We start from the raw sequence: 25784 nt of genomic DNA on the forward strand, positions 1-25784 counted from the left end.
GGAAGGACCGGGGGACGGCCGGGAACCCACTTCCTCTCCCTACCTCCCCTCCCCTCTCCATCCACTTCCCTCCCCTCTCCATCCACTTCCCTCTCCCCTCCGTCCGTTACGGCTGTGGGTCCCGTGCGTCGTAGCGGGCGAAGCCGTGCCAGCGCAGCGCCAGGAGGGAGACCGCGACCACGCAGGCGATGCCGCCGCCGGTGATGGCCACGGCCGGGGAGGCCAGATCGGCGACCGAACCGGCCAGGAAGTCCCCCAGCCGCGGCCCGCCGGCCACGACGACGATGAAGACGCCCTGGAGGCGCCCGCGCATCTCGTCCGGCACGGCGGCCTGGAGCATGGTGTTGCGGAAGACCATGGAGATGGTGTCGGCGCACCCGGCGAGCGCGAGGAAGATGAGCCCGAGCCAGAGCTGCCGGGTCAGCCCGAAGACGGCGACGGCCGAGCCCCAGCAGGCGACGGCGACCATGATCGCGAGCCCGTGCCGCCGGATCCGCCCGAGCCAGCCGGAGAACACACCGCCCAGCAGCGCCCCGAGCGCCGGTGCGGCGACCAGCAGCCCGGTGGTCTTCGCGTCACCGCCGTACCAGACCACGGCGACGACCGGGAAGAGCGCACGCGGGTGGGCGAGCACCATGGCGCACAGGTCGGTGAAGAAGGTCATCCGCAGGTTCGGCCGGGTCCCGAGGAACCGCAGCCCGTCGAGCACGGAGGCCCGCTTCCGCACCCCACCCTCGCCCTTGCCCTCGCCCTTGCCCTCGCCCTCGGCGCGCTCCGGGAGCATCGAGGGAAGCCGCCACATCGCGTAGAGGGAGGCGGTGAAGGTGACGGCGTCGACGGTGTACGCGGCCCGGTAGCCCCACCAGCCGACGATCAGCCCGCCCAGCATGGGGCCGACGAGTGCCCCGGTCGTGCTGGTCATGGAGTTGAGCGCGTTGGCCGCGGGCAGCTGCTCAGCCGGGAGCAGCCGGGCGATCATCGAGCTACGGGCCGGTGAGTTGAGCGCGAAGCAGACGGCCTGGAGCGCGACGACGGCGTACAGCAGCCCCACCTGCTCCACCCCGGCGACCGCCACGGCCACCAGCACCAGCGACAGCACGAACGACCCGGTGGCGCTGAAGAGACCGAGCTTGCGCCGGTCGACGGTGTCGGCCACGGCTCCGCCGTACAGCCCGAACACCACCAGCGGCACGAGCGAACAGAACCCGATGAGCCCCACGGAGAACGCGGACCCGGTGATGTCGTAGACCTGGAGCGACACGGCCAGCGCCGTCATGCCCTGCCCGACCCAGGACACGGTGTTCCCGAACCACAGCCGCCGGTAGTCGGGCGAGGTACGCAGCGGGGTCAGGTCGGCGAATATGCGTGTGCGGGGTACGGGTGGTTCGGTCGCTTCGGTCACAGAGGATGGTAGCGACCCCCGTCCCCACCGCCGAGGCCCGCCCAACGCCCCACCGGCCCCGGGCAGCCCCGTGCAGCCCCGCCGCCAGCCTCCGAAACGGCGGAACACGCGGCGCCCAGGTACGGCGATCGACTCCGTACCGCCGCAGCCCTCGGCATTCCGCTCTCCGATGTGGTCCACCCGCGAGCGGGCCGGTCAGGTGTGGCAGGGGCAGGCGCAGTCGGTTCGTCGGCAGTGGGTGTGCCCGTCCGTCAGGTGCGGTAGGTGGGCCGCGCTGCAGGGTGGCTCTCACGCGTGTGCTGGGCCAAGACCTGGAGTCACTCGGCTTCTCCCCTCCCCACAGCCGCGACCACCCGGACCGCAGTCGTCGCAGCCTGGTCGGCGCAACCGTCGCCGCCGCCGTGGGTCTGGCCGTGGTACCCACACGGATCGCATCGGCGATGCAACCCGCCTCCGTGGCCACCGACTTCGAGTCGGTCACCCGTTGCCGCCGTTGGCGCTGGACCCGTCCCGCCGGAAGTACCCGTGGCCCTGCGGTAGCGGCGGGTTCGCCGCTGGTATCCGGGGCAGTGAAGTGACCGGTTACGTGGTCGCCTCGTACAAGGCCACAGGTCAGGAAGTTGGTCCCCGCAGGCGCGGGGTCGACCAGTAAATCTGGTATTTACTGCGACGGTTCAGCGGACCATCCCCGCAGGCGCGGGGTCGACACTTCTTGACCTGCGGCGATGTTCGGGAGACGCACCATTTTCCTTTAGGTGGTTCTCTTCGAACACCGCTGCCGTCGCTCCTCGCCGCGACCGGACGATCGACGGAGTCGCGCAGACACCTGTGCCCCCAGCAACCCCTCGGTGGACCTTCCGCCCGTGTGCGGACGCGATCACCGCGCTCAACGGCAGAAGAAACAACCACAGGCACATCATCGTCGTGTGCGGGCAGCAAGTCGACCATGCGATACGGCACTCCGCCACCGGCGCACCCCCGTGTCGCGAGGCCCTTATCCCACCGGCCGGTCATTGCCGATCTTCGTGGGACGGCCCACTCGGGGGCAGGCGGCTCGATCCCGAACGAGTCCCGTGCCACCCGTCCCCTCCACAGCTGCCCGTGCGCCGACCACCCCGCGGGCATCACACACCCACCGGATCGCAGTTCGAGCACATCAACGGGGCCGCGACCTGAAGACCGGGGCAGCGCCACGTCAGCCGCTGAACCCCTGGGCCGAAGCCCAGGACGGTGGGAGGTACCCCCGACGCTCCTGCGGACGCGTCGCTCGCCACGCATCCCGGGTCACAGCCGTTCAAGGCTCGTCCTCGATGCGCGAAGATCCGCGTTCGCCTCGCTCCACGAGGCATCCGCCGGGCGCGAAGCACCCCCAGAAACGAGTTTCCCCAGGTCAGAACGACTCTGCCTGGGGTTCCTCGGTGGGGCGGGTGGGACTCGAACCCATCCTGGTGACGCTTCTCACCTGCAGCTTTACCAGCAGACCGGACATTCGAGTCTGTTTCTATCCGGTTGCGTCCCGCTCGATCTCCCTCAATCAGAAGCGGTGCAGCGTTCGCTGCACTTCTTCACCCTCACCAGGTGCCGCATGAACTGGTCGGGCAAAGCTTCGCCGTTAAGGCAGCCGCTTTCGAGAACATCCTCATAGACGCGTTGCGAGATGATCACTGCGGTGTTGGTGATCTCCGGGTTCGCGCGGTTCAGCAGAGTGCGCAGTGCCTCATCGTCCAGAAGCCGGTGGGTGTGCACCATCGGTACGCCCAGTCCGGTGTGGGGCAGCGACCCTACGTGGATGCTGACCCTGAGCTGCAGGGGCGTGTTGGCGGGGGCAGTAGTTCTCCGGCGGGCCAGAGCCTGCCGGAGGGCGTCAGGGAAACACCCCACCAGCGCGGGCAGGATCTCCGGGTCCATGCCGGCAACGTAGCTGTCGCCAGCATGCTGGCCGAACATGCGCCGCTCCCAGTGAGCACTCACGTTGCTGGCACTGAGCGCCTCGGACAGCAACGGCTGCATGTCGGCGTTCACCTGTTGCATGCCCTTGCTGTCCAGCGCGCTGAAGTTGCGGGCGTCCACTGCCAGTACCGCTCGGTAGGGCCACAACGGCTCCCATGACGGCAACATCTGCTGCTCCTCTCGTCAGCTGTGCCGCGACATTGCGGCGAGTGCCACCTTTGTGGAGCAGCGGGGACCAGATGGTCCAGAACTGGATGGTACGGACGTGGCCCGAGTCACATATCGGTTGTGTCGCCCTGGCAGCCGATGCCGCAGGGGAGCTGTCCTTCGTCCCGGGCGGCTGCCTTGAGGTGGGCTACGGTTAATGACTAGGTCCCGGCGACCGAGTGTGAGGACCCCTGCCGCCTGAAGCTGGCTGAGAGCGTCAAGTGCTGATGAGCGGCTCATCGACACCATGGTGGCCAGCTCCGTCCGAGCTATGCCCAACTCAACGACCAAGCCGTCGTCGCCGTGCGGGTGGCCGATTTCGTCCGCGAGGTGGCTGACGATTCGGGCCATGCGCGCCACGCGGGGTAGATGCGCGAGGTCCGCTCGCAGGCGTTCGTGGCTGTTCAGCCGTTCCACGGTCAGCTGGTACACCACCGTCTCCAAGCGATGGCGCTCTATGTAGCCGCGGAAGGCGTGAGCGGGCAGAACGAACCCCGTACACGGACGAACTGCGGTGACAGTGGACGAGCGTGGCAGTCCGAGCAGTGCACCCATTTCTCCGAGCACTTCACCTGGTCCGCGCAGCGATAGCGTCAGTTCGACTCCGCACTCATTGATCTGCGCCACCTTCACCAGGCCGTCGACCAGTGCGATAACGGAGTCTGGCGACTCCCCTTGGCACAAGGTCCTCGTAGTTGATCAGCGCGGCGATCGCGGCGGGCGCGTCTCCCTCGGGATCTCTGTCGAACCTGTCGGTACCGGCTTTTTCCGGCCCGCGCCCGTCGCCATACGAGAACACGGGGAATCCTCGGTGGATATCGAGCAGCACCCGGTTGTCCTGGTCCTCGGGATCTCCCAGGATCAGATACCCGACTTCGTGGAACCCTGTGTAGCGAGCGAATTCCTGGTACCCGTGCTCCTGAGCGTGCGCTATGAACTGCTGCGGGTCGTGCGGCAGCAAGTCGATGTCGCTGGACCGGTGGTGGGGTACACGTCCACGAGTGTTGACGTGGGGAGTAAACCCTTTGATCAGAAGGGGCGGCGTTCCGGGGGCGCCGAGGCCCTGGAGATGCACAACATGGGCGATGTGCTGCTCGGCACGTTCGGCGATCATCCTGTTCAACGGCTGCAAGGACGCAAGCACTTCCGAGTATCCACTGTTCGGACCCAGCGCAGCCATTCGCTCCGCGAATCGCACGGTGAGCCGATGAGCGACAAGCGCCTCCCACACCACTTGCGGTGGCTCCTCGTCGCAGAGCGGGACCTCTGTCCCCTGTCCACGGCCGGCAGCCCAGGCCAGTAGGTCTCTGAGTGCTCCTGGTCGCACCATGCCTTCTCTCCTCGCTGTGGCCCAGCGATACGACCGGAACGTGACGATTCTCGACCGGACGGAACGACTGCCCGTCGGACAGCTGGTGCATCGTTGCATCGACATGAAGAGCGGGTCAATAGCTGAATGTTCACCGAACCAGCGCTCCTCACAAGAGGGTTGAGGGAGCAAGGTTGCACCAAACCGCCATATCCGGCGCGATGGTATGCGGATCGCCACATGCTCTTGTGTCAGAGTTGGTCTATCGATTTACTAACTCACCGTTACACACGGATCGTAGGTACATCCGGACGATCAACACGGGGGGTTCCTGTTGAGTAGTGGCACAGCCAGTTGGGCTCGACGCCTCGTGCGGCATTGCCTTCGATACCGCAGAAGGCTTCTGATCTCACTCACGGCGTCGATCGTCACGATGTGTGTCACGGCACTCATGCCGCTGATCCCAAAGCTGGTCATCGATGGTCTGGTCAACGGCGGCGACCGGCAGCTGATGCCATGGCTGACGCTCATGGCCGCCGCCGCCATGGCGGTCTATCTGCTCACTTACGTCCGCCGCTACTACGCCAGCCTGGTGGCGCTCGAGGTCCAGCACGACCTGCGCACCGAGATGTACGAGTCGCTCGTGCGGCTGGACGGCAGACGTCAGGACGAGTTGTCCACCGGTCAGGTCATCGGTTGCGGCACCACCGATCTTCAGCTGATCCAGCGCCAACTGGGGCTGCTGCCCGCGTTGATCGGCAACATGCTGCTATTCGTGGTGGCGATCGCGGTCATGCTCACGCTCTCTCCATTGCTCACCCTCATCGCGCTCGCCGTGGCGCTGACGCTGCCCTGGGTAGCGCGCCGCGGCCACGCTCAGCTCTTCCGGGCCACTTGGCACGCTCAGCAACAGGCCGGCGCGGTCGCCTCCGTCGTAAGCGGGAGTATCGATGGCGTCCGCGTAGTCAAGGGTTTCGGCCAGGAGAGCCAGGAGATCGGTAAATTGCGCTCCGCCAGTCGCAGCCTCTTCGCCGCAAGACTGAGCACCGTGCGACTCAACGCCCGCTACACCCCGGCTTTGCAGGCGGTTCCTGCACTCGGGCAGGTCTGCGTTCTCGCGCTCGGCGGCTGGCTGGCGACGCGCGGCGACATCACGCTCGGCACCTTCGTCGCCTTCTCCACCTACTTCGCCCAGCTCGTCGGTTCCGTGAAGATGCTCGCGTCCACACTGACGGCTGGACAGCAGGCCAGAGCAAGTCTGGAGCGGGTGTTCGCACTCATCGACACGGTGCCCGATGTCGAAGAGACACCGGACGCGCAAGAGCTGTTGTCGGGCGTGCCCACCGACATCGAGTTCGACCGGATCACCTTCGGCTATGCGGACCTGGCCCCGGTCTTCAAGGACTTTTCACTGCGGATCGAACCCGGCGAGACGATGGCGGTGGTCGGATCGTCAGGCTCTGGCAAGTCCACGCTGACTTCGCTGGTGTCGCGCCACTACGATGTCGAAGGTGGAATCGTACGCGTGGGTGGCCACGACGTTCGGCACCTCACTCTGCGTTCGCTGCGCGCAGCCATCGGCAACGCCCCGAGCGACACCTTCCTGTTCTCCGAGTCTGTGCGCGAGAACATCGCCCTACGTACACCGGACGAGACCGACGAGGAGGTCCGCTCGGTCGGCCGGGTCGCCCAGGCGGACCGGTTCGTTACGGACCTTTCACACGGCTATGACACTGTTGTCGGCCCCAACGGACTGACCCTGTCCGGAGGGCAGCGCCAGCGCATCGTCCTCGCACGGGCGCTTGCCGGCCTACCGCCGGTTCTACTCCTCGACGACGTAACGTCAGCGATCGACCCCCTCGCCGGAAAGAAGATCCATGAGGCGTTGCGCGACGTCTTGAAGGATCGCACCGTCCTGCTGATCGCGCACCAACGCTCCACACTGGAACTGGCCGACCGGATCGCCGTCCTTGAAGGCGGTCGGTTGGTCGGACTCGGCACTCATGACACGTTGCGGGCGGAATGCGCCGAGTACCGGCGGTTGCTCGACGACCCCGGCGAGCTCGCTCCCGAAACATCAAATACTCGGAAGGCAGCCACCGAGACGCCCCACGGGGATGCCGTCACTCCCGAACTGTGGAGGGCGCCCGCGAGCCACACCGCACGGAAGAGGATTCATACACCTGCGGCCCAAGCCGGTCTCCTGACGGGGCCGGCACTCGCTGGAGTCCGGGATGCCGGGTCGCTCGCACAGCCGCCTGCCGCCTCCGAGCCGAACCTGGACGAGGAAGCCGCCAAGCGGCCCGAGTCCTCTTTCGGCATACGCCGACTGCTGAGAGGCCTCGGGGTGCCCTTCACCCTGGCCGTGGCTTGCGTCGGCCTCGACGCCATAGCTGGCCTCCTGCTACCCGTCCTGATCCGCCACGGCATCGACGAAGGCGTACGGCGGCAGGCCATCGGTGCGGTGTGGGGGGCTGCCACCCTGGCACTTGTGGTGGTGGCGGGTCAGTGGGCCGCACAGGTGGGCAGCATCCAGCTGACCGGTCGTACCGGTGAGCGTGCCCTCTACGCACTGCGGGTGAAAATCTTCGCTCATCTGCAGCGGCTCGGTCTCGACTACTACGAGCGGCACATGCCGGGAAAGATCATGACGCGGATGACCACGGATCTCGACGCTCTGTCCGCGTTCCTTCAGACGGGGCTGGCGTCCGCCCTCGTCGCGTTTCTCACCTTCATCGGCATTCTCGTGTCCCTCGTCGCAATCGACGCTCAACTGGCTCTGGTCGTCCTCGCCGTCCTCCCACCGCTGGCCATCGGCACGTATCTCTTCCATCAACACAGCGTGCGGGCGTACCGTCTTGCGAGAGAGCACGCCAGCGTGGTCAACAGCGATCTCCAGGAGTCCATTGCTGGACTGCGCATCCTGCAGTCCTTCGGGCGCGAGACAGACCGCGCACAGCGCTTCGCCAGGCACAGCGCTGACTACCGCCAGGCCCGGGTACGCGGACAGTGGCTCATAGCCATCTACTTTCCGTACGTGCAGCTCCTCGCCTCGTTCGCCACCGTCGGAGTACTGAGTCTGGCCTCCGGACGTGTGGCGGCGGGCACACTGACGGCAGGAGCGCTGGTTGCATACATGCTGTACATCGACCTTTTCTTCAGCCCCGTTCAGCAGTTGTCGCAGGTCTTCGACGGCTACCAGCAGGCTTCCGAGTCGCTCGGTCGGGTACGGGAGCTGTTGAACGAGAAATCGTCCACACCGGCCGCGGCTCAGCCCCGGTTCGTCGAAAAGCTGCGCGGAGAAGTTGCCTTCGAGCGTGTCGCTTTCCGCTATGGAGACGGCGCCACCGCACTCACTGGCGTCGATCTCGTCGTGCCAGCAGGCCAGACCGTTGCGTTCGTCGGCGAGTCGGGCGCGGGCAAGTCCACACTGATCAAGCTCGCTGCCCGGTTCCACGACCCCAGTTCGGGCACGGTGCGCGTAGACGGCATGGATCTACGAAAGCTCGACCTGACTGGATACCGGCAGCGTCTCGGTATCGTGCCACAGGAGCCCTACCTCTTCAGGGGTACTGTTCGTGACGCCATCGCGTTCGGACGACCTCAGGCACTGGACGTCGAGGTAGAGGCGGCTGCACGCAGCGTGGGCGCACACGACATGGTTGCCGCTCTGTCCGGCGGCTACCTTCACGAGGTTGCCGAGGGCGGCAACAACCTCTCCTCAGGTCAGCGGCAGTTGATCGCGCTGGCACGTGCCGAGCTAGCCGCGCCGGACATTTTGCTGCTCGACGAAGCCACCTCCGCACTCGACCTGAGAACCGAGTCCGTTGTCAACGCCGCCACCAAACGGCTCGCTCGTCAACGCACCACGCTGATCGTCGCCCACAGACTGACCACGGCTGCCCGCGCCGACCGGATCGTGGTCCTGTGCAAGGGCAGGCTGATGGAGGACGGAACGCATGAAGAACTCCTGAAAGAGGGAGGACAGTACGCCGAACTCTGGCGCATGTTCATGGACAGTCAGGTGGTGGATTGAGCCTCGGGCCTTGACCTCGGATTCTGAACACGTCTATGCCGCTTGGGCCAGGGTAGTTGCCGCGGGTTGGAAGTCGTTTTCGTAGGAGGCCGGAGACCCCTGGCCGAGGCGGGAATGCCGGCGCCGGGTGTTGTAACGGGTCAGCCAGCGGAAGGCTTCGAGCCTGGCCTCACGCTCGTTCGGCCAGGCCTTCCGACCCTTGAGCGTCTCCCTCGTGAAGGCGGCGTTGAAGCTTTCCGCCGCAGCGTTGTCCGCGCTGGACCCGATCGCGCCCATGCTCTGCCGGACCCCTGCTGACCTGCAGATTTCCGCGAAGGCCCTACTCGTATATTGCGAGCCGTGATCGGTGTGCATCACCGCTCCGTCGAGACTGCCGCGGGTTCGCTCGGCGGCCGCCAGGGCGTCGATGACGAGCTCGGTGCGCATGTGATCGGCGATCGCCCACCCGGCCAGCCGGCGTGAGGCGAGGTCGATGACGGTCGCCAGACAGAGCAGCTTCGATCCACTGACCGGCAGGCATGTGATGTCGCCGACGTACTTCGTGTTCACCACGACAGCGGTGAAGTCACGGCCGATCAGATCCGGCGCCTTCGAAGCCGTCTGGTCCGCGAGGGTGGTGCGGTGCCGACGCCGCAGACGCACCCCCTCAAGTCCGATGGTCCGCATGACCCTCGCGACCCGCTTGTGGTTGACCACCGGGCCACCCTCGTCACGGAGCTCGGCGGTGATCCTGGGGACTCCGTAGGTGCCGTCGGATTCCTGGTGGACCCTGCGTATCCGGGCCGCGAGCCCGGCCTCGGCGGTCTGCCGGGCTGTCCGCGCGGCTGCGGTGCGACGCCAGTAGCAGAAGCTCGACCGGGAGAGGCCGAGAATGCCGCAGAGCCGCTTCACGCCGTGACGGCGCTGATGGTCTTCAACGAACTGGCAGCGGTTCACCAGCGCGTCTCCGTCGCGAAATACCGGGCCGCCTCGCGAAGAATGTCGCGCTCTTCCTCCAGCTCGCGAACCCTCTTCCGGGCGGCGGCCGGCTCCGCCTGAACGTCACCATCGCCCGCCCACGCGGTGACCGGCGGCGCGGAGTGGGCACCGGGCCGACGCCCGTCGGCGGCCCGGATCCAGTTCCGCAGCTTCTCGGTGTTCACCCCGGGATCAGCCGCGACCGACCTGATCGTCGCTCCTGGCCTCGACCGGTACAACGCGACCGCGTCCGCCTTGAACTCGGCGGGACAGTGCTTCATCCCCACGGGGACTCCGTTCTCCTGGACCATCAAGATCCAAGTCTCTCCGGTGTCCAAAACCCGGGGTCACGGCCCGATGTGTTCGCATATGCCCAGGCCGAGGGCATCGAGCTGCGTGTGGATGCCACCGAGATCCAGGTCCGTTGACCGGTTGCCGAACGTGGCGGGCTGCGTGCGTTCGTCTCGGGCAGGAAGAAGCAGAACATGATAAAGGCCACCGTCATCGCCGACAGCCGGGGCCGCACGTTATGGGGTGACGCCCTGCGACCTGGACGGATGTATGACGCGACCGTCGCACGCAACGAAGCAGCGACGCCTGCTTCCGGCGCTTCTCCGACGTGGAGGTGCTCCTGGACGACGGCTACCTCGGGCTCCGCCGTGACCACCCCGGCCAGGCGGTGGCCTTGCCCCGGAAGGCGAACAAGATCAGCCCGCCCGAAGTCCACGAAGCCCGCCGACGAGCCCGCCACCAGCACTCCTCGAAGCGCATCACCGTTGAACACCCCCTCGCCGACCACAAACACTGGAAACAACTGACCCGTTGGACCCACCGACGAGATGTGCTGCCCGCCACCTACCAGGCCATCGTCGGCCTCGTCTCCGACCGCACCGCAACAGCCTGAACAACAGCCTTCCAGACCACGACACCGCCGCCTTCGCCGTCGCCTCCCGTGCCTGGGCAGGCTGTGGTTCCGGTGGTTTCCTGCTGCTATGAGGGCGGATGAACTCGCTTTGTTTCGGGGCGGGTTGGAGGAGGTTCTCCGGGAGGTACTTGCGCCCTTGGAACCCGTTCTTCACCGCATCCCCGTTGGCCGGGGCTCTCTGCGAAGATCAGGGATGGACAGCGGTCAGGCGCGTACGTCCCGTTGCTGCACTTCCTTGAGAACCGCCGCCACCGTGGCGAAGTCGTTGTCCACGTGGAGCACCGTGTGACCGTGATGGACCGCTGTCGCACACACCAAGAGGTCGATGGCTCCGGCGGCACGGTGCTGCGCTCGCTGGGTGAGCTTGTACTGCGCGGTTTCGACCCAGCGCCACGCGTTCTTGGGAACCGGCGAGAAAATGGCAGAGATCATCCAGCTCTTCTGCCAACTCGTCCCGATGGGCCGGGCCCGTGGCCGAGTAGAGAAACTCCACCCTCGTGAGCTCGCAGATATGGAACACACCGGCGGCGATGTGCCCCTCCCAGGGCCGCAACGCCCCCGGCGTACGGAAGAGATGACACAGGGCGGATGTGTCAAGGAGGTACGTAATCACTCGAAGGCTGCCCGCCGAGCGCGCTTGGCAGCTGCATGCACCGCAGCCGCAGCCTCGAACTCGCCCCGCTCACCCCGCGCGGCCAGCTTCTCGGCAGCCTCCAGCCGCTTGATGCGCGCCACATAGTCCCGCAGAGCCCCGTTGACCGTCTCCTTCCTCGTCGAGACACCCATCAGCCGCATCGCCTCGGCCAGCGCCTCATCGTCAAGAGCGACCTGGGTCACAGACATACCAGCCACCCCTCACGCGAGTCCACGATGTACATAACCAACATTCCCGCGCGGCAGCTCATCGCGCATGAGACAGACAGGCCACCACGCACGGGCGGGACGATGTCGATGCGGCGTCTCCCTCAACGGCAGCGGGACCGCCCCTCGACGCTCCCACCGACGCGTCACCACAAAAGACCAGGCCACAGCCGCCCAGGGGACCCTTTGATGCGCGAAGGCTCACGTTCGCCGCACTTCCGCGAGGCGTCCGCCACACGCAAAATGCCCCCGGAAACGAGTTTCCCCAGGTCAGAACGATTCTGCCTGGGGTTCCTCGGTGGGGCGGGTGGGACTCGAACCCACGGCCGACGGATTATGAGTCCGCTGCTCTAACCGGCTGAGCTACCGCCCCGTTTCGGCGTGGCGCGTACAAGTGTGCGCACCGTCTGCCGCAGCATAGCCGGTCATACGATCTCTCGCTCCGGATGGTCGACTTCGCCTGACCATGAGGACTTCGCTGCGTGCTGCCCGGTTCCGGATGAGACGAAGCAGACCCGAAAGTGTCACGACCCTGCCCCGCGAGGACCGGGTGCGGGCATACGAAAGAGGACCCCGCAGGGTCCTCTTCCGTTCCGCTCCCCCGACTGGACTCGAACCAGTAACCCTCCGGTTAACAGCCGAATGCTCTGCCAATTGAGCTACAGGGGATCGCGCTCCCCCGACTGGACTCGAACCAGTAACCTGCCGGTTAACAGCCGGCTGCTCTGCCAATTGAGCTACAGGGGATTGCTGCGTTGCCTCGAATCGTACCTACCTGGCGGCTGCCGGGCGGCGCGCGTTCGCTGCGACACATACATTAGCGCAAGCAGGGGGGTGCTCCGCCAATCGGTATCGCTCGGGGTGATCTCGGGTGCGTACGGGTAGGCGGCCTGCACACGTCGCACGGAGCGAAGGAAGGGTGGCAGCCATGCGGTACCGGCTCACGTTCATCGCCGGACTGGCCCTCGGTTACGTGCTCGGCACGCGAGCCGGGCGCGAGCGTTATGAGCAGTTGAAGAAGTCCGCACGTCAGTTCGCCGAGAACCCCGCCGTGCGCAACGCCGCCGAGTCCGCGGCGAGCAGCGGGCGGGACTTCGCGGGCAAGGCGTACCACTCGGTGAGCGAGAAGGTCGGGGACAAGGTGCCCGCTTCGGTGGCCGACCGGGTGCGGTCGCTGCGGGAGCGCAGCAGTCTGAACGGCGCGGAGGACGACTGGGGCACCACCAACACCTGAGGTCCCGGACCGGTACGGGTCGGTGCCGGTCGGTTCCGGTCGGTTCCGGTGTCGGTGCCCATCGGTGCCGGTTGCGGGAACGGTCCGGGGGTGCGGCAGAATCTGCGTATGGGCATAGTCGCCGGCTTGGACAGTTCTTCCGCCTTCACTCACATCGTCGTCTGCGACACGGACACGGGCGCCGTGCTGCGGCAGGGGTACGCCGCGCATCCGGTCGAGGCCAAGGCCTCCGAGGTCGACCCGCAGGCGTGGCTGCTCTCACTCGGTGAGGCGGCCTCCGCCGGGCTGCTCGAAGGTGTGCAGGCCATCGGTGTGTCCGCGCAGCAGCACGGGCTCGTCCCCCTGGACCACCAGGGCAATCTCGTACGCCCGGCGCTGCTCGGCAATGACCGGCGGGCGCAGGTCGCCGCGGCCGATCTGATCGACGGGCTCGGCGGGCGGCAGGCCTGGGCCGAGGCCGTCGGGGCCGTGCCGCAGGCGGCGCAGCCGGTGGCGAAGCTGCGCTGGCTGGCGCGGACCGAGCCGGAGAACGCGCAGCGCGTCACAGCCGTCATGCAGCCGCACGACTGGCTGGTGTGGCAGTTGCTGGGCCGGCCGGCCCGGCGGACCACCGACCGGGGCGCGGCGTCCGGTACCGGCTACTGGTCGGCGGGGACCGGCTCCTACCGGCCCGACCTGGTGGAGCTGGCGCTGGGACATCAGGCGGCGCTGCCCGAGGTGCTCGGTCCCGCCGACTGTGCCGGGACGACGCCGGAGGGACTGCTGATCTCGGCGGGCACCGGCGAGACGATGGCGGCGGCTTTCGGGCTCGGGGTCGCGGTGGGCGATGCGGTGGTGTCGCTGGGGGCCTCCGGGTCCGTGATGGCGGTGCACCACGAGGCGCTGGCCGATCCGACCGGGATGATCACCTCGTTCGCCGACGCCACCGGGATGCATCTGCCGGTGGTGCACACCTCGAACGCGGTGCGCGCGCTGCGCGGGACCGCCGAGATGCTGGGGTTGGAGGGGCTGGAGGAGCTGTCCGCGCTCGCGCTGAAGTCGACGCCCGGGGCCTCGGGGCTGGTGCTGCTGCCGTATCTGGAGGGCGAGCGCACCCCCCAGCTGCCGCACACCGCGGGGACGCTCTGCGGGCTGCGGCGGGAGTCGATGAAGCCGGAGCATCTGGCACGGGCCGCGTTCGAGGGGATGCTGTGCTCGCTGGCCGACGCGCTCGACGTGCTGCGCGGCCGCGGTGTGGAGGTGCGGCGGGTGTTCCTGCTGGGCGCCGCCGCCGAGCTGCCGGCCGTGCAGGCGCTGGCTCCCGCGGTGTTCGGTACGCAGGTCGTCGTACCGCAGCCCGCCGAGTACGCGGCCCTCGGTGCGGCGCGGCAGGCGGCCTGGGCGCTCGGGGTCTCGCAGGGGACCCTCGATCCGCGTACTCCCCCGGCCTGGCAGGGCGCCGCGGCGCAGGTGCTGGAGCCGGGCGAGGAGCTGGCCGCGGGCCGGGCGGTGCGTCAGCAGTACGAGGCGACGCGCGATCAGATTCACCCCGGGGCGTTCGGAACCGGGGTCTGAGGCGAGCGGCGCGTCAGGGGTGCCTCCGGGCGCTTCCTGGCGCCTCCTGACGCCTCCGCGCCGCGTCTCCGGGGCCGGTCCGGGAGCCCGTTCGCGGTGCGGCGGTCGGGGCCGTTCGCGGTGCGGCGGTCGGAGCCCTGATCACGGTGCGGTCGGGACAAGTCGATCCCTGATCGCGGTGCGGTCGGGACCAGTCGAGCCCTGATCGCGGTGCGGTCGGGACCAGTCGAGCCCTGATCGTGGTGCGGTCGCAATACGGTCACTGGGCGGTCGGGTTTTGACCTGCGCTTGAGGAAAAGCGTTCGCGGTCTGCGTACGGCGTACGGGAAAATGGGGCGACCTCTGCCCTCCGCCGACCCGAGAGACACGCGTGCTCATAAAAATCCTGCGGACCTATCTCGGCCCGTACAGAAAACCCATCGCACTGCTGGTGTTCCTCCAGCTGCTGCAGACCTGTGCCAGCCTCTATCTGCCCAGCCTCAACGCCGACATCATCGACAACGGTGTCGTGAAGGGTGACACGGGCTACATCCTGGAGTTCGGCGGTCTCATGATCGCCGTCAGCGTCGTCCAGGTGGTCTGCAACGTCGGCGCCGTCTACTACGGCGCGCGCACCGCGTCCGCGCTCGGGCGTGATGTCCGGGCGTCGATCTTCGACCGGGTGCAGGCGTTCTCGGCGCGGGAGGTCGGGCGCTTCGGGGCGCCCTCGCTGATCACTCGTACGACCAATGACGTCCAGCAGGTACAGATGCTGGTGCTGATGGCGTTCACGCTGATGGTGTCGGCCCCGATCATGTGTATCGGCGGCATCATCATGGCGCTCGGCCAGGACGTTCCGCTGTCCGCGGTGCTGCTGGCCGTGGTGCCGGTGCTCGGCATCTCGGTGAGCCTCATCGTGAAGAGGATGCGGCCGCTGTTCCGCACGATGCAGGAGCGGCTGGACACCGTGAACCAGGTGCTGCGCGAGCAGATCACCGGCAATCGCGTCATCCGCGCCTTCGTCCGGGACGCGTACGAGGAGGAGCGCTTCCGGGGGGCGAACACCGAGCTGACCGATGTGTCGGTCTCGACCGGCCGGCTCATGGCGTTCATGTTCCCGACCGTGATGACGGTGGTGAACCTGTCGTCCATCGCCGTGGTCTGGTTCGGGGCGCACCGCATCGACAGCGGCGGGATGCAGATCGGCGCGCTGACCGCGTTCCTCGCCTATCTGATGCAGATCGTGATGTCCGTGATGATGGCCACCTTCATGTTCATGATGGTGCCGCGCGCCGAGGTCTGTGCCGAACGCATCCAGGAGGTCCTGGAGACCGATTCGAGCGTCGTGCCGCCGCTCGCCCCGGTCACGGAGCTGCGCAGGCACGGTCATCTGGAGGTGCGGGGCGCGGAGTTCCGCTACCCGGGTGCCGAGGAGCCGGTGCTGCGGGCCGTGGACCTGGTGGCGCGCCCCGGTGAGACGACCGCGATCATCGGGTCGACGGGCAGCGGGAAGTCGACGCTGCTCGGGCTCGTACCGCGGCTGTTCGACGCGACGGACGGCGAGGTGCTGGTCGACGGCGCGGACGTACGGACGCTGGACCCGGTGCTGCTGGCGAAGACCGTGAGCCTGGTGCCGCAGAAGCCGTACCTGTTCTCGGGGACGGTCGCGACGAATCTGCGGTACGGGAATCCGGACGCGACCGACGAGGAGCTGTGGCACGCGCTGGAGGTGGCGCAGGCCAAGGAGTTCGTGGAGCAGCTGGAGCACGGGCTGAACGCGCCAATCGCGCAGGGCGGCACCAATGTCTCCGGTGGCCAGCGGCAGCGTCTGGCGATCGCCCGGACGCTCGTGCAGCAGCCGGAGATCTATCTCTTCGACGACTCGTTCTCGGCGCTGGACTACGCGACGGACGCGGCGCTGCGCGCGGCGCTGTCCCGGGAGACGGCCGAGGCGACGGTGGTGATCGTGGCGCAGCGGGTGGCCACGATCCGTGACGCCGACCGGATCCTGGTGCTCGACGAGGGCCGGGTCGTGGGATCGGGCACCCACGGCGAGTTGATGGACGGCAATGAAACGTACCGGGAGATCGTGCTCTCCCAGCTGACGGAAGCGGAGGCCGCGTAATGGCCGGGCCGGGCGGACGAATGATGGCCGGAGCGCCCACCGAGCGGTCCATGGACTTCAAGGGGTCCGGGAAGCGGCTGCTGAAGAGGTTCAGCCGGGAGAAGTCCTCGCTGTACCTGATGCTGGCCGCCGGGGTGCTGAGCGTGGCACTCTCGGTGGTCGGTCCGAAGATCCTCGGTATGGCGACCGACCTGATCTTCGCGGGTGTGGTCGGCCGGGGGATGCCGGAGGGCACCACCAAGGAGCAGGCCATCGAGGGCCTGCGCGACAAGGGCAGCGGCGGGCTGGCCGACATGCTGTCCGGAGTGGACTTCACCCCGGGTCACGGCATCGACTTCGGTGCTGTGGGGAACGTCCTGCTGATCGCTCTGGTGATCTATGTCGCTGCCGGGCTGCTGATGCTCGTGTCCACCCGGATCTCGATCCGGGTGATCAACCGGATCGTGTTCCAGCTGCGCGAGGACCTCCAGACGAAGATGGCGCGGCTGCCGCTGTCGTACTTCGACCGCGCCAAGCGCGGCGAGGTGCTCAGCCGGGCGACGAACGACATCGACAACATCTCGCAGACGATGCAGCAGACGATGGGGCAGCTCATCAACTCCCTGCTGACCATCGTCGGCGTACTGATCATGATGTTCTGGATCTCGCCGCTGCTGGCGCTGGTCGCGCTGGCGACGATCCCGCTGTCGGTGGTCGTGGCCATGCGGGTGGGCAAGCGTTCGCAGCCGCAGTTCGTGGAGCAGTGGAAGGTGACGGGCAAGCTCAACGCCCACATCGAGGAGATGTACACCGGGCACACGCTGGTGAAGGTCTTCGGGCGGCAGGAGGAGTCCGCGAGGGACTTCGCCGAGCAGAACGAGGCGCTGTACGAGGCGGGCTTCAAGGCGCAGTTCAACAGCGGGATCATGCAGCCGCTGATGATGTTCGTGTCGAACCTGAACTATGTGCTCGTCGCCGTCGTCGGCGGGCTGCGGGTCGCCTCCGGTGCGCTGTCGATCGGTGATGTGCAGGCGTTCATCCAGTACTCCCGGCAGTTCTCGATGCCGCTGACCCAGGTCGCCTCGATGGCGAACCTGGTCCAGTCGGGCGTCGCGTCGGCCGAGCGGGTCTTCGAGCTGCTGGACGCGGAGGAACAGGGGGCGGACCCGGAGAACGGTGAGCGGCCCGACGAGCTGCGCGGCAGGGTCTCGCTGGAGAAGGTGTCGTTCCGCTACGACCCGGAGAAGCCGCTCATCGAGGATCTGTCGCTGAGCGTCGAACCGGGCCAGACCGTGGCGATCGTCGGGCCGACGGGCGCCGGCAAGACGACCCTGGTCAATCTGCTGATGCGGTTCTACGAGGTGACGGGCGGCCGGATCGCCCTCGACGGGGTCGATGTGGCGAAGATGTCGCGCGCCGACCTGCGGTCCGGGATCGGCATGGTCCTCCAGGACACCTGGCTGTTCGGCGGCTCGATCGCGGACAACATCGCGTACGGCGCTTCGCGCGAGGTCGGCCGGGAGGAGATCGAGGCGGCGGCGAAGGCGGCGCACGCCGACCGCTTCATCCGTACCCTGCCGGACGGCTACGACACGGTGATCGACGACGAGGGTTCCGGGGTCAGCGCGGGCGAGAAGCAGCTGATCACCATCGCGCGGGCGTTCCTGTCCGACCCGGTGATCCTGGTGCTCGACGAGGCGACCAGCTCGGTCGACACCCGTACCGAGGTGCTGATCCAGAAGGCGATGGCGCGCCTCGCGCACGGCCGGACCAGCTTCGTCATCGCGCACCGGCTCTCCACCATCCGGGATGCCGACGTCATCCTGGTGATGGAGAACGGCTCGATCGTCGAACAGGGCTCGCACGACGAGCTGCTGGCGGCCAAGGGCTCGTACGCCCGGCTGTACGCGGCCCAGTTCGCGCAGGCGCTCGCCGAGGTGGACTGACCACCCGTCCTGTCCCCTGGCCTGCCCTGCCCTGCCTTGTCCCCGTACCCGTCTCCGTCTCCGTCCCCGGGGGCGGAGACGGGGCGGGGCAGGGCGGGGCAGGGCGGGTCCGTCCGGGCTTCCGGTGCTCTCAGTCGAGGTAGCCGCGGAGCTGGTCGGCGAACGCGTGGTCCCGCAGTTTGCTGAGGGTCTTGGACTCGATCTGGCGGATGCGTTCACGGGTCACCCCGAAGATCCGGCCGATCTCCTCCAGGGTGCGGGGCCGCCCGTCGGCCAGCCCGTAGCGCAGCTGCACCACCTTGCGTTCCCGCTCGCCGAGGGTGGAGAGCACCGCCTCCAGATGTTCGCGCAGCAGCAGGAAGGCGGCGGACTCGACCGGGGAGGCCGCGTCGCCGTCCTCGATCAGGTCGCCGAAGGAGACGTCGTCCTCCTCGCCGACGGGCGCGTGCAGCGAGACGGGCTCCTGGGCCAGGCGCAGGACCTCGCTCACCCGTTCCGGGGTCAGATCGAGCTCGGCGGCCACCTCTTCGGCGGTCGGCTCACAGCCGCGTTCCTGGAGCATCCGGCGCTGGACCCGCACGACGCGGTTGATGAGCTCGACGACATGGACCGGGACGCGGATGGTGCGCGCCTGGTCGGCCAGCGCGCGGGACATGGCCTGGCGGATCCACCAGGTCGCGTACGTGGAGAACTTGTAGCCCCGGGCGTAGTCGAACTTCTCGACCGCCCTGATCAGCCCGAGGTTCCCTTCCTGGACGAGGTCGAGCATCGTCAGCCCGCGGCCCACGTACCGCTTGGCGACGGAGACGACGAGGCGCAGGTTCGCCTCGATGAGCCGGCGCTTGGCCATCCGGCCCATGACGACCAGCCGGTCCAGGTCGACGGCGAGCCGGGAGTCGGGGTCCGGGGTACTGGCGAGCCGTTCCTCGGCGAAGAGCCCGGCTTCGACGCGGCGGGCGAGGTCCACCTCGTCGGCGGCGGTGAGCAGGGGGATCCGGCCGATCTCGCGCAGATACTGCCGGAAGAGATCGGAGGACGGGCCGCCCGTCTCCGGTCTGCTGTGCGGCTCCGGGGGCCCGGGAACCGTCGACTCCTCCATGACCGTCTCGGGCTCCGGCGGCGGGTCCACCGCGGTCTCCGGGTGGTGCACGGCCCGGTTCTGCGCGGGAATGGCCGGGACATGCGCGGTCGTCGTCACGGTCCGGGTCTGCACGGGGGCGACCTCCAGGTGATCGCTGCCGGATTGCGGGGATGGAGGTCCGCCCTCGGTGGACCGATCGCGCTCCGATGACTCAGGCACCGGCCCCCAGTGTGGGGCACGACACATCGCTCCTACGAGGGGCGTGCGGCGACTTTCTGAGTCCGGTGTGTGACCGGGCGATTACGGACCCGCCCGCCCGGCGGCGCTGCCCCGGTGCGGTACCGGGTTGGGCCTCCGCGGTCCCGGGTGGGGTGGTGGGCGTACGTCAGAGGGCGTCCGCGCCGTTGGCGCGGAGGGACTGGGCGTACTGCTGGAGCACCCATACCTCGTTCTGCGCGGCCGCCAGGTCGTCCGGCGCCACATTGCTGCCGAGGCGGGCGAGGCTGCCCTGGACATCGTTGATCCGGCGGTCCACGGCGCGCAGCCGGACCTGGACGAGCTGCATGCCGGCGTACGTCTCGTCGATGGACTTGCCGTGGAAGACCTCGACGGCCAGCTCGGTGACGAGGTTGCGCACGGTGTCGTTGGGGGCGGCGTCCAGGACGGCGACCAGATACTCGCGGGTCTCGGCCAGGCCCTGTTCGGCGCCGCCCGCATCCGCGACGCACTGCCGTACGGCGGCGTACGGCGGGGCGGTGAACTCGTCGATCCCGTAGGCGTCGAAGGCCGGGGAGACCAGGGCGGGCTTCTGCAGGGCGAGCTTGAGCAGCTCGCGCTCGGTGCGGTGGGCGGGGCTGCGGAGGTTGAGCGCGGGGCCGGAGGGGACGGTGGGTGCCTGGACGGTCTGCTGCGGGGCCCCGGGCCGGGACAGTCCTCCGGGGCCGGTACCCCGGTCGCCACGATTGTTACGGTCCTTGCGGGCCCAGTGGGCGAGCTGCGCGACCCGGTGCACGACGAATTCCTGGTCGAGGATGCCGACGAAACCGGCGAGCTGGACGGCGACCTCACGCTGCACACTGCTCGTCTTGATCTTCGCGACGACGGCGGCGGCCTCGTCGAGCGCCGCGGCGCGGCCCGCCGGCGTCTCCAGGTCGTAGCGCCGGACGATCTGGCGCAGTGCGAACTCGAAGAGCGGGGTACGGGGTTCGACCAGGTCGCGGACCGCCTCGTCGCCCTTGGCCAGGCGCAGATCGCAGGGGTCCATGCTGTCCGGGGCGATCGCGATGTACGTCTCCGCGGCGAACTTCTGGTCGTCCTCGAAGGCGCGCAGGGCCGCCTTCTGGCCGGCCGCGTCGCCGTCGAAGGTGAAGATCACCCGGGCGCTGCCGTTGTCCATCAGGAGGCGGCGCAGGATCTTGATGTGGTCGTTGCCGAAGGCGGTGCCGCAGGTGGCGATGGCCGTGGTGACTCCGGCCAGATGGCAGGCCATGACGTCGGTGTAGCCCTCGACGACGACGGCCCGGCTGGCCTTGGCGATGTCCTTCTTGGCCAGGTCGATGCCGTACAGCACCTGGGACTTCTTGTAGATCGAGGTCTCGGGGGTGTTGAGGTACTTCGGGCCGTTGTCGTCGTCGCGCAGCTTGCGGGCGCCGAAGCCGACGATCTCACCGGAGGTGTCGCTGATCGGCCACATCAGCCGGCCGCGGAAGCGGTCGATGGGGCCGCGGCGGCCGTCCTGCGACAGACCGGAGGTGATCAGCTCCTTGTCGCTGAAGCCCTTGCCGCGCAGATAGCGGGTGAGGTGGTCCCAGCCCGCGGGGCTGTAGCCGACGCCGAAATGGGCGGCGGCGGCCTGGTCGAAGCCGCGGCCGGCCAGGAACTTGCGGCCGATCTCGGCCTCGGGGCTGTCCAGCTGCTCCACATAGAACTGGGCGGCGGCCTTGTGCGCCTCGATCAGCCTGATGCGTTCGCCGCGCTGGTGGGAGGGGTTGTAGCCGCCCTCCTCGTACCGCAGGGTGATGCCCGCCTTGGCGGCGAGGCGCTCGACCGTCTCCGAGAAGGTGAGGTGGTCGATCTTCATCACGAAGGCAAGGGTGTCGCCGCCCTCCTGGCAGCCGAAGCAGTGGAAGAGCCCCTTGCTGGGACTGACCTGGAAGGAGGGGGACTTCTCGTCGTGGAAGGGGCAGAGTCCCTTGAGGTTTCCGCCGCCCGCGTTGCGGAGCTGAAGGTATTCGGACACGACGGAGTCGATCGGGACCGCGTCCCGTACCGCCTTCACGTCGTCGTCATTGATCCTGCCTGCCACGAGTGAAGTCTACGGGTGGGCTCGGACAACCGGTCGCGCAAGCAGTCGCGCAAGCAGTCGGGCAAGCAGTCGCGCGAACAGTCGCCCCGCGGCGTCGGGGCGGGGCCGCCGGAGCTACGATTCGCGCCGGAACGGTCCTTCGGACCTGGGGAACACGGGGTGGGCATGCGGAACAGACGGCGCGCGACGGTGCTGGTGGCGGCCGGTGTGCTGGTCGCGGGCGGAGTGCTGGCCGGAGGCGGTGCGCTGTGGTCGGCGTACGGCGGTCCGGACTTCCCGGAGGTCGCGCCCGGGACCGCCGCCTCGGTGGTGAAGGCCGACGCGCGGCGGCTCCACTCGCTGACCGCGCCCGGTACGGACATGGGCGGGATCACGCTCGGTTCGGACCACTGCTTCCCCGACGGGGGGACCGTGATGAAGCTCGACGAGCCCGTGGCCGGGGCGTACCGCGCGAACGCCCGGTGGCGTGTGGACGGCATGGAGAAGTCCGACGCCATGGGCGCCGCCGACGCCGCGCGGTCCGGGCTGACGGAGGCCGGCTGGCGGATCACCCGGGACGACGACGGCGGGGAGGTCCGGCTGGAGGCCGAGCGGACCGCGACGGCGGGCGAGGGCCTGGCGGGCCGGCACACGGTGAAACTGCGGTGGACCCGCGCCTCCGGGCAGCTCGTCGGCACCGCCCTCGTCGAGTGCGCGCAGGCGCCCGGGGCGCAGGACGACACCTCCTGGGAGCCGTACGAGTAGTGCCACCGGCGGCATCGGCGTCACGCCGGGAGGCGGCTTCGTACGGCACCCCAGACGGCCTTGGTACGGCACCCCAGACGGCCTCCGTACGGCACCCCAGGCTGCCCCGGATGCGCCGGTGCCCCAGGTGCCCGCCCCAGGGTGCCCGCGGCGGGGTGTCAGAGCAGGGATTCCAGCGGGACCGACGGGTCGCCCAGCGCCTCCGGGTCGAGCTGCTGTCCCGCCCGGATCAGCTCCTGGACGGTTTCGGTGACGTCCCACACATTGACGTTCATCCCGGCCAGCACCCGGCGGTCCTTCAGCCAGAAGGCGATGAACTCCCGCTTGCCCGCGTCGCCCCGGATGACCACCTGGTCGTAACTGCCGGGCGGGGCCCAGCCCGAGTATTCGAGGCCGAGGTCGTACTGGTCGGAGAAGAAGTACGGCACCCGGTCGTAGCCGACCTCCTGGCCGAGCATGGCCCGCGCCGCGGCCGGACCGCTGTTCAGCGCGTTGGCCCAGTGCTCGACCCGGAGCCGGGTGCCGAGCAGCGGGTGGTCCACGGCGGCGATGTCCCCGGCCGCGTAGATGTGCGGGTCGGAGGTGCGCAGGGAGGCGTCGACGGCGATCCCGCCGCCGTGCGCCCGTCCGGCCAGTTCGAGTCCGGCGGCCTCGGCGAGCCCGGTGCGCGGGGCGGCGCCGATCGCGGCGAGCACGTCGTGGGCGGGGTGCTCCTCCCCGTCGTCGGTCCGGGCGGCGAGGACCAGGCCGTCCTGGCCGATGATCTCGGTGAGGCGGGCGCCGAAGTGGAAGCGGACGCCGTGCGCGCTGTGCAGCTCGGTGAAGATCTGGCCCAGTTCGGGGCCGATCACCTGGTACAGCGGGGTCGATTCCGGCTCGACGACGGTGACCTCGGCGCCGTAGCCCCGGGCCGCCGCGGCGACCTCCAGGCCGATCCAGCCGGCTCCGGCGATCACCAGGTGGCCGTTGTCGCGGCCGAGCGCGGAGAGGACGTTGCGGAGCCGGTCGGCGTGGGCGAGGCGGCGCAGGTGGTGGACGCCGGTCAGGTCCGTACCCGGGATGTCGAGCCGACGCGGTTCGGCCCCGGTGGCGATCAGCAGCTTGTCATAGTGGATGACCGTGTTGTCGCCGAGCTGTACGGAGCGGGCGTAGCGGTCGACGGCCGTGACGGGCTGGCCGAGGTGCAGCTCGATGTCGGCGCCCGCGTACCACGCCGTCTCATGGACGAAGACGCTGTCGCGCTCCTCCTTGCCGGTCAGGTACCCCTTGGACAGGGGCGGCCGTTCGTACGGATGGTCGCGCTCATCGCCGATCAGGATCACCCGGCCGCTGAAACCCTCCGATCGGAGTGTTTCGGCTGCCTTCGCCCCCGCGAGTCCTCCGCCGATGATGACGAACGTCCGGTGTGCGTCGACCACTTGATGCCTCCTCAGTGCAGTGCTGTGCGGCGCCGCCACCTGCGAGCGTCCCGCACGCAGCGTGATGGCGAAAGAGGGTGTGCCCCGTTCAGGTCACACCCAGTGGCCATGGGTCCAGTCTGCCCACCCGGGCCGGCACCACATGGAGCAGGGTCCTCCGGTTGCGTACGGAGCCGGAATTCCCCGCGCGGCGCGGTACGGCTCCCAGCACACCACCTGGCCCGTTGCCGACGGCCGTCGCCGCGCCCCAGTGCCGCGGGACACTCCCGGGCGGGGCGCCGGTGGTGGTGGAGCGGGAGGCGGGGGCGCGACGGATCCGGCGGTGGCGGGGCGCGGTGGACGGGTTCAGCGGTGACGGGCCGTGAGGGCGGCGTGCAGGGAGCGGGCGGAGGCGTCGGTGAGGGCGGCGATCTGGTCGACCAGGACCCGCTTGCGGGCCCGGTCGTCGGGCGCGGCGTCGTACAGGGCCCGGAACTGCGGCTCCAGGCCTTCCGGGGCGCGGGCGGTGAGAGCGGCGGCCAGCTCCGCGATGACGATCCGCTGGTCGGCGCGGATGGCCTCCTGCTCGGCGCGCTGCATCACATAGCGGTCGGCGACCGCCTTGAGTACCGCGCACTCGTTGCGGACCTCGCGCGGGAGCACCAGCTCCGCGCCGTACCGGCCGAGCCGCCCGGGGCCGTACACCTCGCGCGTCGCCGTCTCGGCCGCCTGGCAGAAGCGGCCGATGAGCTGGCTGGTGGCGTCCTTCAGCCGGGCCTGGGCCACGGCCGAGCCGTCGTAGCCGTGCGGCCACCAGTCCTGGTCGAGCAGCCGGTCCAGGGCGTCGGCGAGCTCCTGCGGTTCGGTGTCCGCCGGTACGTAGCGCCCGATGGCGACGGCCCAGATCTCGCGCCGCTCGGGCTCGGCGTACAGGCAGTTGGGGTCGATGTGCCCGGCGTGCAGCCCGTCCTCGACGTCGTGCACCGAATACGCGACGTCGTCGGACCAGTCCATGACCTGGGCCTCGAAGCACGTGCGGTCCTGCGGGGCGCCCTGGCGGGCCCACTCGAAGACCGGCAGGTCGTCCTCGTAGACCCCGAACTTCGGGGAGCGGGGGTCGGTGGGGTGGGCGCCGCGCGGCCAGGGGTACTTGGTGGCGGCGTCCAGGGCGGCCCGGGTCAGATTGAGCCCGACGCTGACGAGCTCCCCGGTCCGGGTGTCGCGGACGAAGCGCTTGGGTTCGAGGCGGGTCAGCAGGCGCAGCGACTGGGCGTTGCCCTCGAAGCCGCCGCAGTCCGAAGCGAAGTCGTTGAGCGCCTGTTCTCCGTTGTGCCCGAACGGGGGGTGGCCCATGTCGTGGGCGAGGCAGGCCGTCTCGACGAGATCGGGATCGCAGCCGAGCGCGGCACCGAGCTCACGGCCGACCTGGGCGCACTCCAGGGAGTGGGTGAGCCGGGTCCGGGGGCTGGCGTCCCAGGCGCTGGAGCGGGTGCCGGGCGTCACCACCTGCGTCTTCCCGGCCAGTCTGCGCAGCGCGGCGGAGTGAAGCACCCGGGCCCGGTCGCGCTGGAAGGCGGTGCGGCCGGGCCGCTTGTCCGGCTCGGTGTCCCAGCGCTCGGTGTCGGCCTGCCCGTACGGGCCCGTTCCGACGACCTGTGCGGCTTGTGTGCCGTGTGCCCGTTGTGCCCCGCGTGCGCCCTGTGTCCCGTCCATGCTCCCGACAGTAGCGACCTGGACCGACAACGGGTCACGCGCGGGCCCGGGAGACACGCGGGGCCGGGAGACCGGTGGAG

General features: G+C 68.8%; 16 protein-coding genes, 3 tRNA genes and 2 pseudogenes. 7 read left to right on the forward strand and 14 right to left on the reverse strand.

Going from position 1 to position 25784, the window contains the following annotated elements; genetic code table 11:
- Positions 1-106: 106 nt before the first annotated feature.
- The 4 genes from OHA98_RS31090 to OHA98_RS31100 form a co-directional block, all read right to left on the reverse strand.
- Positions 107-1402, reverse strand: coding sequence for an MFS transporter (locus OHA98_RS31090; RefSeq protein WP_266930433.1), 1296 nt, complete (start codon positions 1400-1402; stop codon positions 107-109).
- Between the two features lie 1530 nt (positions 1403-2932).
- The gene (locus tag OHA98_RS31095; protein WP_266930435.1) at positions 2933-3472 is read right to left on the reverse strand and encodes a hypothetical protein; all 540 of its coding nucleotides are present in this window, start codon (positions 3470-3472) and stop codon (positions 2933-2935) included.
- 63 nt (positions 3473-3535) lie between these two features.
- Positions 3536-4192 carry a Crp/Fnr family transcriptional regulator gene (locus tag OHA98_RS43000; protein WP_353962256.1) on the reverse strand — a complete coding sequence of 219 codons (657 nt, stop codon included), beginning with the start codon at positions 4190-4192 and terminating at the stop codon, positions 3536-3538.
- Positions 4170-4673, reverse strand: a complete 504-nt coding sequence (locus tag OHA98_RS31100) for a hypothetical protein (protein WP_266930436.1) — start codon at positions 4671-4673, stop codon at positions 4170-4172. The genes OHA98_RS43000 and OHA98_RS31100 overlap by 23 nt, the downstream gene beginning before the upstream one ends.
- A 529-nt stretch (positions 4674-5202) precedes the next feature.
- Between OHA98_RS31100 and OHA98_RS31105 the strand changes: the two genes are divergently transcribed.
- On the forward strand, positions 5203-8904 hold the full coding sequence (locus OHA98_RS31105) for an ABC transporter ATP-binding protein (protein ID WP_266930438.1): 3702 nt from the start codon (positions 5203-5205) through the stop codon (positions 8902-8904).
- Between the two features lie 33 nt (positions 8905-8937).
- On the opposite strand, the gene OHA98_RS31110 is transcribed toward OHA98_RS31105, so the two are convergent.
- Positions 8938-10142, reverse strand: a protein-coding gene (locus tag OHA98_RS31110; protein WP_266930439.1) for an IS3 family transposase whose coding sequence is annotated in 2 segments (ribosomal slippage) — positions 8938-9854 and positions 9854-10142 — 1206 coding nt in all. Because the reading frame shifts where the segments join, the coding sequence is not laid out codon by codon here.
- Between the two features lie 75 nt (positions 10143-10217).
- Here OHA98_RS31110 and OHA98_RS42780 point away from each other — a divergent pair.
- A pseudogene (locus tag OHA98_RS42780) lies at positions 10218-10765 on the forward strand (transposase family protein); the annotation flags it as partial.
- 225 nt (positions 10766-10990) lie between these two features.
- On the opposite strand, the pseudogene OHA98_RS31120 reads toward OHA98_RS42780, so the two are convergent.
- The 5 genes and pseudogenes from OHA98_RS31120 to OHA98_RS31140 form a co-directional block, all read right to left on the reverse strand.
- A pseudogene (locus tag OHA98_RS31120) lies at positions 10991-11399 on the reverse strand (PIN domain nuclease).
- Complete coding sequence (locus OHA98_RS31125; protein WP_266930443.1) at positions 11396-11629, reverse strand: type II toxin-antitoxin system VapB family antitoxin; 234 nt, start codon at positions 11627-11629, stop codon at positions 11396-11398. The pseudogene OHA98_RS31120 and the gene OHA98_RS31125 overlap by 4 nt, the downstream one beginning before the upstream one ends.
- A 317-nt stretch (positions 11630-11946) precedes the next feature.
- Positions 11947-12020 (reverse strand) — tRNA-Ile (locus OHA98_RS31130).
- 223 nt (positions 12021-12243) lie between these two features.
- Positions 12244-12316 (reverse strand) — tRNA-Asn (locus OHA98_RS31135).
- A gap of 5 nt (positions 12317-12321) precedes the next feature.
- Positions 12322-12394: transfer RNA gene (locus tag OHA98_RS31140), tRNA-Asn, on the reverse strand.
- A 181-nt stretch (positions 12395-12575) separates the two neighbouring features.
- On the opposite strand from OHA98_RS31140, the gene OHA98_RS31145 reads away from it, so the two are divergent.
- The 4 genes from OHA98_RS31145 to OHA98_RS31160 all read left to right on the forward strand — a co-directional run bounded on the left by OHA98_RS31145 (position 12576) and on the right by OHA98_RS31160 (position 18464).
- Positions 12576-12881, forward strand: a complete 306-nt coding sequence (locus tag OHA98_RS31145) for a YtxH domain-containing protein (protein WP_266930994.1) — start codon at positions 12576-12578, stop codon at positions 12879-12881.
- Positions 12882-12989: 108 nt separating this feature from the next.
- Positions 12990-14435: an FGGY family carbohydrate kinase gene (locus OHA98_RS31150; RefSeq protein ID WP_266930445.1), complete on the forward strand. Its 1446-nt coding sequence runs from the start codon at positions 12990-12992 to the stop codon at positions 14433-14435.
- A 370-nt stretch (positions 14436-14805) separates the two neighbouring features.
- A complete protein-coding gene (locus tag OHA98_RS31155) occupies positions 14806-16539 on the forward strand; it encodes an ABC transporter ATP-binding protein (RefSeq protein WP_266930447.1) in 1734 nt (577 codons plus the stop codon).
- Entirely contained in the window at positions 16539-18464 is a 1926-nt protein-coding gene (locus OHA98_RS31160; protein WP_266930449.1) for an ABC transporter ATP-binding protein, read from the forward strand. The genes OHA98_RS31155 and OHA98_RS31160 overlap by 1 nt, the downstream gene beginning before the upstream one ends.
- 130 nt (positions 18465-18594) lie before the next feature.
- Here the strand turns inward: OHA98_RS31160 and OHA98_RS31165 are convergent, their stop codons facing one another.
- Both OHA98_RS31165 and dnaG read right to left on the reverse strand, forming a co-directional pair.
- A complete protein-coding gene (locus tag OHA98_RS31165) occupies positions 18595-19677 on the reverse strand; it encodes an RNA polymerase sigma factor (RefSeq protein WP_266930451.1) in 1083 nt (360 codons plus the stop codon).
- A gap of 253 nt (positions 19678-19930) precedes the next feature.
- On the reverse strand, positions 19931-21850 hold the full coding sequence (dnaG, locus tag OHA98_RS31170; RefSeq protein WP_266930453.1) for a DNA primase: 1920 nt from the start codon (positions 21848-21850) through the stop codon (positions 19931-19933).
- Positions 21851-22015: 165 nt separating this feature from the next.
- On the opposite strand from dnaG, the gene OHA98_RS31175 reads away from it, so the two are divergent.
- The gene (locus tag OHA98_RS31175) at positions 22016-22594 is read left to right on the forward strand and encodes a hypothetical protein (RefSeq protein WP_266930455.1); all 579 of its coding nucleotides are present in this window, start codon (positions 22016-22018) and stop codon (positions 22592-22594) included.
- A gap of 158 nt (positions 22595-22752) precedes the next feature.
- Here OHA98_RS31175 and OHA98_RS31180 read toward each other — a convergent pair whose 3' ends face one another.
- Positions 22753-24012: an NAD(P)/FAD-dependent oxidoreductase gene (locus tag OHA98_RS31180; protein ID WP_266930457.1), complete on the reverse strand. Its 1260-nt coding sequence runs from the start codon at positions 24010-24012 to the stop codon at positions 22753-22755.
- Between the two features lie 345 nt (positions 24013-24357).
- Positions 24358-25704: a deoxyguanosinetriphosphate triphosphohydrolase gene (locus OHA98_RS31185; protein ID WP_266930458.1), complete on the reverse strand. Its 1347-nt coding sequence runs from the start codon at positions 25702-25704 to the stop codon at positions 24358-24360.
- Between the last annotated feature and the right edge of the window lie 80 nt (positions 25705-25784).

The sequence above is a fragment of the Streptomyces sp. NBC_00654 genome (genome assembly GCF_026341775.1).
In the GTDB taxonomy this organism is placed as follows: Bacteria; Actinomycetota; Actinomycetes; order Streptomycetales; family Streptomycetaceae; genus Streptomyces.

Coding starts and splice junctions, on each gene's coding strand:
- OHA98_RS31100 (WP_266930436.1), bottom strand. CDS start 4,673: ATGATCGCCGAACGTGCCGAGCAGCACATCGCCCATGTTGTGCATCTC.
- OHA98_RS31125 (WP_266930443.1), bottom strand. CDS start 11,629: ATGTCTGTGACCCAGGTCGCTCTTGACGATGAGGCGCTGGCCGAGGCG.
- OHA98_RS31145 (WP_266930994.1), top strand. CDS start 12,576: ATGCGGTACCGGCTCACGTTCATCGCCGGACTGGCCCTCGGTTACGTG.
- OHA98_RS31150 (WP_266930445.1), top strand. CDS start 12,990: ATGGGCATAGTCGCCGGCTTGGACAGTTCTTCCGCCTTCACTCACATC.
- OHA98_RS31160 (WP_266930449.1), top strand. CDS start 16,539: ATGGCCGGGCCGGGCGGACGAATGATGGCCGGAGCGCCCACCGAGCGG.
- OHA98_RS31175 (WP_266930455.1), top strand. CDS start 22,016: ATGCGGAACAGACGGCGCGCGACGGTGCTGGTGGCGGCCGGTGTGCTG.
- OHA98_RS31185 (WP_266930458.1), bottom strand. CDS start 25,704: ATGGACGGGACACAGGGCGCACGCGGGGCACAACGGGCACACGGCACA.